The following is a 10,260-nucleotide window of genomic DNA, read 5'->3' on the forward strand; positions in this document are numbered from 1 at the left end:
CTTTTTATACACCCATTTTAGTCCGCTCTTTTCTCTCCTGGCAGAATTTATTTATAACAAACGAGAAGCACGGATGCGTTCGGTTTCTGCATAGTTAATCGTTTGCGTTTTAGCGTCGATGACGACCCCATAGTCGCGCCATGCGGATTCTATGCTTACAAATTCATTTAAGACATCCTCTAACACTTTTTCCGGGTCCCTCTCAAATGGATCTCCCCAGCCACCGCCGCCGGCTCGGTAAAACTGGATAATCCCCCCTGCCGGCATTTTCACTTCAAAAGCCGTTTCATCAATTTCCTGTGCTTCTTCTGTTCCATAATTGACAATCACTTTGTTTGCCGGGGCATGAAGGCCCTCACAGTAGCCTTTTGTTGTATTTCGTACTCCTGCCATCATCACACTTGTGGCACTTTCCTTTAAATGCTGAATTTGTACATCTAGTCCAGGTGTGCCTCTCCAGCGGCCAGCACCCGTAAAATCACTAGTATATTCGTGCTTTAAGACACGGCTTGGATACTGAACTTCATTCATTTCAATCGACGGGAGAATAACCCCGGTCATTACAGGAGGATAAAGGCCCCAGCCGTCTGTTTCATAAGCAGCTCCCGCACCGCCCGTGTAGCCGTAAAAATTCAAATTTACCCACGGTTTGCCATCATCATACTTTCCATGAGAATAAGCAAGTGGCAACTTATGAGCATTAACCCCTACACGGGTAGGAGCACATTGGGAAAGGGCTTGGAGCACAGCCTCGGCAATCTCTGCTCCTACACAAGCGGTCGCATGCCCACACGGAGCAGGAAGGCGTGGATTAACCACTGTTCCTAATGGCGCCGTTACTGTCACCGGGTTCATATACCCTTCATTAACTGGAATGTCCTCCTCACAACAAGTCGATATTCCAACAAAAGCAAATGAAGTAGTATTAGAGAGCGGACTGTTGATAAAGCCCTTTACCTGTGGCGAAGATCCAGTAAAGTCGATATGAAGATCACTGCCGCTCACAGTCACGGTTGCCTTAACTCTAATGTCACGATTCCCTTGGAAGTCATGATCGGCAAACGTTTCTCCAATATAAGTGCCGTCCGGCCAGCTGGCGATCTCATCGCGAACCCGTTTTTCTGTATATTGAATGCGGTGATCGATGGCCTTGATTACCTTTTCATCGCTATACTTATCGAGCATTGTTTGAATTCGGCTAGCAGCTAGTTTACAAGCGCCAATCATCGCATTTAAATCTCCTTCAAGCCAATGAGAAAGACGATTATTGGCGATGATTAAATCAAATACATCTCTCCGCTTCTCGCCACGCTCATAAATTTTTAACGGTGGGATACGAAGCCCATCATGCCAAATATCTTGTGAGCGCGGATTGTATCCGCCGGCAACCGGTCCGCCATTATCTCCCATGTGACTGCGTACGGCTGGCAGCAGAATCGGCTTTCGATTATAAAAAACTGGCATGACAATCGTCCAATCAAGGCTGTGTGAGCCGCCATGATACGGATCATTTACAAGCAGAATATCGCCTGGATGAAGATCATACCGAAAAGCATCCAATAAATGATCAACTGCCCCTACAACTGCATACAAGTGCAAAGTACATCCAGGAGCTTGTGCAACGAGCCGGGATTTCTTTCCGGAAAGATCAAACACGCCTGTTGTAAAATCATGTGCTTCATTAAAAAGTGGTGAACGCGCTGTTCTCGTAACCGTTGCGCTCATTTCTCGCGCAATTGCATCAAGTGAGCCTCCAACCACCTGTGACAAGATTACCTCTTGGTTTATCATCATTGCTCCTCCTTTCCGGGGTATGTAAAGACGAGGAGATCGCCTTTCTTCACATGTTGATTGACTATACTTTGATAAAACGTTTCTTTTCCTTCTCCCTCTCTTGTAACAGATCCATAGTCCCCATCTTCACTAAAAGGTAAAATCAAGTTAAAATAAACATCCTCATCCTGATTCAGCAAGGAGACTTTCAACTCTTCCTTCCTATCCGTCCACTCGCGAGAAACTATCTTGAAGCCATGATAAAGTTCTAACTCTTCCGCCGACACAAGCAGCCTCTGTCCAAATAGAGCAGGCGGTCCAAAACCTTTATCCGTGGAAGGATATCCAGGGACAAGGACAATCGATTGGGTTTCAGCTCTTGTCCCAAGCTCAGGATAGAAAATGGCTTGTGGACCAGTTCCGTAAATCGGGGGAAATTCCTCTGTCGGACCCTGGCCATTTTGAATAGCCCGATAGATCGCTTCAGCAAGAAAATGCCCTGTCATGCTTGGTGCTAAAGCAGTAGCTGCTGGAAATTGTGGGTCTAGTATCGTTCCGGCCTTTGTTTTGATGTTAAACGGTTCCAGCGTACCTTCATTAATCGAGAGTTCATCGGCAATCGTTGCGAGAAACGGCCAAACCGAAAATGCTTTTGTCAAAGCTATCGGGGAATTAATAGGCTTCGTTGACTGCATGGAGGAGCCAGTCAGATCAATTTCAACAGCGTTGTTCGGAATGGTAATGCTCACATCGATGGCATTTTTATCTCCTTGTGTCGTTTCAAATTCCACCAGAGCTTTCAGCCCTGCTTTGGGAAGCTGTGATAAATGTTGCTCCACTCGTTTTCGACTGTATTGAAAAATGCTTTCAATGGATGCATCTACTTTCTGCTGCCCATAGCTGCCAAGAAGTTTTTTGAGTTGTTGCTGAGCTCCGCGCAAGCATGTGTACATTGTCTCTAAATCCGATTTGAAGGAAGTAGGTATGCGGCTGTTAGATAATAAAAACCGTAAAATATCCGCTTGCAGTACCCCTTGTTTATAAAGCTTGATCGGTGTAATACGCATATTTTCCTGCCATACCTCAAAAGCATCCGGATGAAAACCACCCGGGTATTCACCGGCCAGATCCATCATTTGTGCGCGAATAGCAGGAAAAAGCACGAGCTCTCCTTCTACAAATAAAGGAGCTGCCATCGTCAAAGATTGCCCTTTCGTTCCACCGCTGTAGGGATCAGCCACCAATAATACATCCCCATCCGCAATATCAAAAGAAAAATAGTCAAACAGGTTCTCTACACTTTCTTTTAAGGCAAATAAGTGCTCTGGCTCATATTGGTGTTGAATAGCTATTTTTAACTCATTGGTAAAAATGGCTGTAGCAAACGCCCGATCCTGGGACAACAAGGGAGAGCGGGAAATTCGTTGCAAATTATCTCCCACTTCTCTGCCGATGGACTGTAGCTTGCTGTATAAAATTTGCGCTTGGATCATTCATTTCCACTCCTTTGCTGGGCAGGAGAGTGTTTGACTTCAATGACACAGTTGCGGTAAGAATCGATCAAAGCCTCATGCCCCGGGTAAACGACAATCGTTGTTCCCCACTGTTCGATAATCGCGGGCCCAACTATCAGGTTTCCTGGTTCCAGCAAGGAACCGTCGTAAATAGGCGTCCGCGTCGGCTCCGTGTCAAAATACATCTCGCGCTCACCCGTTTGTGCTTGAGCAGGGTCCTCCTGTTGGAAAGGCTCCTCTTTCAACTTTAACGGCTCTCTCACCCCTACAAGGTCAAGGCGAAGATTTAAAATTTCAATTTCGTGACCTGGATCTTTGTGAGCAAACATTCTTTCATGAAGCTCATGAAAATCGGTAACCGTTGCTTCAAGGTTCAGCTCCGTAATTCGGCGAGTTCTTGATTTTACTGGCACAGTAACTTCATGCACCTCTCCTGCATAGCGCATATCAATATAACGACGAGTTTCATACTGATCCGTTACGGATTGTCCGCCTAGTTTTTCACGAGCTGTTTGTTCCATCTTTTCAAAATCAGCATTCATCGCTTGAAGATCCACTTGGTTCATGCTTTCAAAGCGGGTTCTCAGTTCTGTTACCTTTAGATTTGCTGCGACATCACCGAGTGCGCAAAAAACAGGAGCTAAAGAGGGAACAATCACCGTATTGATTCCAAGATCTTCTGCCTGTTTTCCAGCATGAATGGCTCCTGCACCACCAACGGCCATTAAGGCAAAGTTGCGCGGGTCATGTCCGCGCTGTGTTGTCACAAAATGGACAGCATTCGACATATCACTATTTACGATTTGCGAGATGGCAAGGGCCGCTTCTACTGTTGAAATGCCAAGCGGGTCTGCAATGCGTGTGCGAATAGCTTTTTCAGCTAACGAACGGTCAAGCTTCATTTCCCCTCCCAGGAAGTTGTCAGGATTAATATAGCCTAAGAACACATTGACATCTGTAACAGTTGGTTCTTCTCCCCCTCTTCCATAACAAGCAGGGCCTGGAGTTGACCCTGCACTTCTAGGCCCAACTTGCAGGGCTCCACCATTATCAATCCAGGCGATGCTTCCACCTCCAGAGCCAATTGTATGGATATCCATCATTGGCAATGCGACACGGTAACGGCTGATCCAGTTTTCAGTTGTAATGGCTGGATTTAATTTTTCGATCACCGAGACATCATAGCTTGTTCCGCCCATATCAACAGTGATGACATTTTCGTACCCTGATTTTTCTCCAATGAAGGAAGCGGCTGTCACCCCTCCTGCCGGCCCTGAGAGAAGAGCGCCGGCCGCAAATTTCCCACTCTGTAAGACGTTTTGGACTCCTCCATTTGATTGCATAACAAATAATTCACCTGTAAAACCGTCTGCACGGAGACGTTCATCCAAATGGTTTAAATAGCTTTGCATTGATGGCCCTGTAAAGGCATTTACAATGATCGTGCTGACGCGTTCAAACTCCCGAATTTGTGGCAACACTTCGTAAGATAAGGAAACAAACATACCAGGAGCTTCTTCCTGGATAATCTCTCTTACCCGGCTTTCGTGGGAAGGATTCATGAAGCTGAATAGGAAGCATACCGCAATAGCCTCGATTCCCTCCTCAACAAAGTCGCGGACGGCCTGACGTACAGCTGCTTCATCTAACTCTTTGATTACTTTTCCCGCATGATCTAGACGTTCAGGGATCCCCACTCGATATCTTCTTGGAACAATTTGAAAGGGCGCCTGAAGGCGCGGAGAAAATACGCTTTCCTTATAGGCACGGCGGAATTCAATTTCGTCACGGAATCCCTCTGTCGTAAGCAACCCTACTTTCGCACCGTTATACTCTAGTAATGAGTTTGTCGCTACAGTTGTTCCGTGGACAACTAATGGACTGTTCGCTAAAAGAACTTTTATATCCACTCCAATGATTTCGGAGACTTTCTTAATTCCATTCATGACACCATCTGATTGATCAGGTGTTGAAGGAGTTTTAGTTGAAACCATTTTACCGTGTCTGTCGATAGCCACTAAATCGGTAAACGTTCCACCGACATCCACTCCGAACACCCATTGATTTTGTTGTTTCTCCATGAAGCTTTTCCTCCTTCTATTCGCTTAAAATCCAGATGACTCTTCCTTTACTTCTCCAAGCTCGTAACGCAGGTTTAATTTGTTCAAAATAAAAGTAAGAACAATATAAATTAAGAAAGCAAGAAGAGTAGAATTAATCGGTCCAATACCAAATGATAATTTAGAAGTAACAAAACCACCGATCACTACAGATACAATCGCCGCAATGTTTAATCCCGAATACGCCGATCCTGGCCCAAATTCATATTTCTTATTTCGAATCTTAGGCCCTACAATCCAGTGATCCGCAATCATTACACCTGCAATCGGGGGAACATATAACCCTAAGAACGATAAGAATGGCACAAACATATCTTGAATACCCATGAGCGCAATGAGGATCCCAATAACCCCCATACAAATAACCAAGACTTTTTTAGGGATTTTCACAACATTCCGAAGACCTAAAGAGCCGGTATATAAGTTGTTGTCATTTGTTGTCCATTGAGCAAAAATTAAAATCAAAAAGGCAAAAAATCCTAGTCCTAGCTTGCTCATGGCGGCTGGGATGTTTGGTGTAGACCCGATATCAGGAACTTGGGCTGCAATGGCCATTGCGGCCCCAGCAATAATACAGAAAACCCCTCCAAGAAAATAACCGACAGATGCACTAATGCCGCCGGAAGCCGCACTTTTGGCATATCTCGTTACATCCGGAAAGACTACTGCACCCAAGGCTGCATTTCCAACGACGATCGTAATTCCCGCGAAAACAGTCATCGGATCGCCTGCTGGCTCAAATGATAATAAAGCATGCCAGCTTCCAGAATAATTGACAGCACTCACAATCCCCCAAATCGATAAGATGACAACTAAGGGAACAGCAATAAAGCTTAAGGCAGCAAGTCCGCGGTAACCGATAAAGGCTGTACACATCATTAAGATGCCTCCCCAAACGATAGCCACCTCAGGCTGTGCGAGCCAAACATTTGGAAACATTTCAGAAATGGTCGTCCCAAAAAAAGCAACCTGCCAGCCAAACCATCCAACTCCAAGGGTTAAAGCCAATACAATCCCGAATAGGCTCGCGCCATAACGTCCAAAAGCCTGACGGGCCAGAACCGTAGTTGAAATTCCATATTTAGCGCCCATTACCCCTTGAAAAAATCCATAAACAGCTAAAATTAACATGCCGAATATAGCTGCAAAAATCGCATTCTTAAAATTTAGCCCTTGAATAAGAGCCCCGCCCGTCACAATCGTCGACAATGAAATAATCCAGGCACAACTTGTAATAGCAATATTGACAGACGATTTTCTCTGTTCTGCCGGCACAGAGGTCACAGCAAAATCATCTGTCTGGGCTTGAGGAATTTTTCGTACATTCTTTTCCATCTTAAAATCTCCTTATTTTAGTTAAGCGAAAGATTGAAAATTCTAAACAACAAACATGTTATATTGTCTCTTCTATATCAATCATTAACCCCTGTTTTAATGTATTGCCTATGGTGCATGCCCTTTCCGCCGAAATGATTAGCTTTTTTTTGTACTCAGCGGTGAAATGTTCCGGAAATGTAACAGCCACCTTGCACCTCTCTACACGGGAAGGACCCTCCAGGGCTTTCTTGGCAGATACCTCCACTGAAAATTCATGATCTAATACAGTTATGCCGTCCCTTTCAAACATTCTTTGCAGAGAAATAACAAGACACATGCCTAAAGAAGCTTCTAGAAGTTCGATTGGAGAAAGCCCCTTTGAATTAGGAGCAAAGGCTCCCTCTACCTGTTTGCCCATCTGATTAAAAATACCGAATTCTTTATTTTCTTGTTTAATAACAGTCAATCTGTTTCCCTCCTTTGGCCAATCAAACCAAAAAATTCAAAATCGACTAATTCCCTAGTAATCTCATCGACAGAAAGGGTCGGTGTATAGCTAAGGTCGTTCTTCGGTCCAAACAGCCATTTTGACAGTGTGCCTATGACAAGGCTCGTTAACATGTTGGCTTGCAAATCAACATTATGATTAGAATTTAGCATCTCCAGCTCAATCGCTCTTTCAATATTTTTTTTGAATGCCTCTTCAATACTTATAACCGTGTCTGCAACCGCTTCTCTAATTACAGGATCTGCTCCTTGTCCCTTGATTAACAGGAGAGTTAGAAGATTGCGATTTTTCTCGGCAAAAGTGAAAATCCTCTTCATAAGAGCTGTAGAAGATTTGATCATATCATCGGTTGTCCCAAAAGTTTGCCTGTACCCCTGGTGGATCGCTGCAAGCAAATTTTCTTTCCCTGTACCGATAATTTCTAATGCAATTTCCTCTTTGCTTTTGAAATGCCAGTAAAAGGTCCCTTGTGCAACCCCTGTCTGTTTTACAATGTCCGAAATTTTCGTGGCATGATAGCCTTTAGTAGCGAAAATCTCAAGAGCTGCGTGCAAAAGTTCCTCTCTGCGATCTGTATTTGCCAATTATCTTTCCCTTCTTTCCTTTATTGATTGACAAGTCAGTCAGTTTTAGAACAAAAAATCCTAAATTCCTATAAGACTTATATGATTTAATATAATACAAGGTTTTATTTATAGTCAAGTTATGCTTTATATTCGGTCTCTTTTTACAATGTTTAGTTCATAGTCTGTGAAGTATGATAACCGATAAGCAGTATAGATGAACCCTTATAGCTTTTTCTCTATTTCAGAATACTCGATTAAGCGTTTTTTACTGGTCTTATGATATCGGAAACATATGCTTCCGAAGCGTCATATAGCAAGCAAACTGATGACATCCTTTCTGAATAGCCTCTTTTGCACAATTTAAAGAGCAACGTTTCTTCTTACATTTCACTAACATTGCCCATTAAAATAGAGCATCCAAAGGCTTAGACAACGATCGATCACTCTTCGGTTTCTTCCTTGGTTATATTTGCATGCAAGCTGCTATGCCGACACTAAAGTGTAGGCAAGAATCTTCAGAAGAAGGCAGTTTTTTCTCCTCTGCAAATCTCGAAAAAAAAGCCATAAACATTTCGTTTATGGCTTTTTTCAGCTATTTAGTATGGATCAGCGTCATGCCCTTTTTCTACAGCTTGTTTGGTAGCATCCTCTGCATGGTTATCTCCAAGTGGCTTACGGGTAGAGCCTCCCTTTGGCGCATTGGCTAATCCTTCTCTTAAACGGCGGCCATACTCTTCATCTGCTTCCTCCGCATAAGAAATCATTTTATCTTGAATGCGCTGGTCGCATCGTGAAAGATCGGCTACAAGGTTTGCGATCAATTCATCCTTTTCCCACTGTTCGAATTGGCGATACGTTTCGCCTGCCTGTTTTGTATCGTTCGTCCGTTCAATCGACTCGCGTACAATATTCCCTTCCACATGTGGCGTATGTTCCTTGCCATGCTGTTTGGCTTCTTTCAGGCCGTCCAGTATGGATGGTTCATAGTTGATATGAGGATTTGGATGATCAACTTTATACTGCATCTGTCCGCCGCTCTGATTGGTAGCCACCCGCTTTTTCGGCGCATTAATCGGCAGTTGAAGATAATTCGGTCCGACACGATAACGCTGTGTATCTGAATAAGAAAATGTTCTGCCCTGCAGCATTTTATCATCAGAAAAATCAAGGCCATCCACAAGCACACCTGTGCCAAATGCAGCTTGTTCCACTTCAGTAAAATAATCTTCCGGGTTTTTGTTTAGAACCATCTTGCCCACCGGCAGCCATGGGAATTGATCTTCCGGCCATAATTTTGTACAGTCCAGCGGGTCAAAATCAAGTTCAGGGTGCTCTTCATCGCTCATGACTTGTACAAGAAGCTCCCACTCCGGATATTCGCCGCGCTCAATAGCTTCATATAAATCTTGTGTAGCATGATTAAAGTTTGTAGCTTGAATTTCGCCCGCTTCTTTCATCGTCAAGTTTTTAATGCCCTGTTTCGGTTCCCAGTGATATTTAACGAGGACTGCTTTTCCTTCATTGTTAACCCAGCGGTACGTGTTCACTCCAGAACCTTGCATCATGCGATAGTTCGCAGGAATTCCCCAAGGAGAATAAACAAAAGTCACCATATGGAAAGATTCCGGAGAGCTTGCACAAAAGTCAAAAAACCTCTCTGGATCTTGGATATTCGTCACTGGATCAGGCTTAAATGCATGAATCATATCCGGGAACTTCATCGCATCACGGATAAAGAAAATTTTCAAGTTATTCCCGACAAGATCCCAGTTCCCATCCTCTGTATAAAATTTCACGGCAAAGCCGCGAGGATCACGCAACGTTTCCGGAGAATGCCCTCCATGGATAACTGACGAAAAACGTACAAAAACAGGCGTTTTTTTGCCTTTTTCTTGAAACAATTTCGCCCTCGTGTACTTTGAAACAGGTTCCTTTCCAGCTGTTCCATAGGCCTCAAAATAGCCATGGGCTCCGGCACCACGCGCATGCACGACGCGCTCTGGAATCCGTTCTCTATCAAAATGGCTGACTTTCTCAATAAAATCATAATTCTCTAACATGGCTGGACCGCGATTTCCAACCGTTCTCATATTTTGATTATTCGTCACAGGATGACCCTGCCGATTCGTTAATGTGTTTTCGTGTTCTTCATTCGTCTGGCTTTGATGATTGGATTGGTTATTTTTCATGAACGATCCTCCAAAGTTTTTTTATTCCTTGCCACATGTTATATTTCCCTCATACTATCCATATATTCCTGAATAAACCTTGTTTTTAAAAATGCCTGATGAAATGAATGTCCCTAGAACAGGAGAAAAATACCTTAGCTCCCCTGCTCATTATTTCAAATAGCATAGGCTAGAAAAAAAGCCGGCCACCTTTTATTGGGACTGACCCCATAAAGTGAGACAAATAAAAAACACCTTTAAGTTGAAAACGAGTATGGGATACTCGAAAATAAC

At 43.8% G+C, this 10,260-nt stretch carries 7 protein-coding genes; all 7 read right to left on the reverse strand.

Annotated elements, in window-relative coordinates:
* Nucleotides 1-51: 51 nt before the first annotated feature.
* Nucleotides 52-1,794, reverse strand: coding sequence for a hydantoinase B/oxoprolinase family protein (locus tag ACH0BF_RS22825; protein ID WP_340854311.1), 1,743 nt, complete (start codon nt 1,792-1,794; stop codon nt 52-54).
* Entirely contained in the window at nt 1,791-3,266 is a 1,476-nt protein-coding gene (locus tag ACH0BF_RS22830) for a hydantoinase B/oxoprolinase family protein (RefSeq protein WP_406910357.1), read from the reverse strand. Before ACH0BF_RS22830 ends, ACH0BF_RS22825 begins: the two co-directional genes overlap by 4 nt.
* Nucleotides 3,263-5,368 carry a hydantoinase/oxoprolinase family protein gene (locus ACH0BF_RS22835; protein WP_406910358.1) on the reverse strand — a complete coding sequence of 702 codons (2,106 nt, stop codon included), beginning with the start codon at nt 5,366-5,368 and terminating at the stop codon, nt 3,263-3,265. Before ACH0BF_RS22835 ends, ACH0BF_RS22830 begins: the two co-directional genes overlap by 4 nt.
* 24 nt (nt 5,369-5,392) lie before the next feature.
* Nucleotides 5,393-6,742 carry a cytosine permease gene (locus tag ACH0BF_RS22840; RefSeq protein ID WP_406910359.1) on the reverse strand — a complete coding sequence of 450 codons (1,350 nt, stop codon included), beginning with the start codon at nt 6,740-6,742 and terminating at the stop codon, nt 5,393-5,395.
* Between the two features lie 58 nt (nt 6,743-6,800).
* Entirely contained in the window at nt 6,801-7,190 is a 390-nt protein-coding gene (locus ACH0BF_RS22845) for an OsmC family protein (RefSeq protein WP_340854314.1), read from the reverse strand.
* Complete coding sequence (locus ACH0BF_RS22850) at nt 7,187-7,816, reverse strand: TetR/AcrR family transcriptional regulator (protein WP_340854315.1); 630 nt, start codon at nt 7,814-7,816, stop codon at nt 7,187-7,189. The genes ACH0BF_RS22845 and ACH0BF_RS22850 overlap by 4 nt, the downstream gene beginning before the upstream one ends.
* A 578-nt stretch (nt 7,817-8,394) precedes the next feature.
* Nucleotides 8,395-9,987: a catalase gene (locus ACH0BF_RS22855; RefSeq protein ID WP_120030935.1), complete on the reverse strand. Its 1,593-nt coding sequence runs from the start codon at nt 9,985-9,987 to the stop codon at nt 8,395-8,397.
* Nucleotides 9,988-10,260: the final 273 nt, after the last annotated feature.

It is taken from the genome of Pseudobacillus sp. 179-B 2D1 NHS, from assembly GCF_045370945.1.
Lineage (GTDB): Bacteria > Bacillota > Bacilli > Bacillales > Domibacillaceae > Pseudobacillus.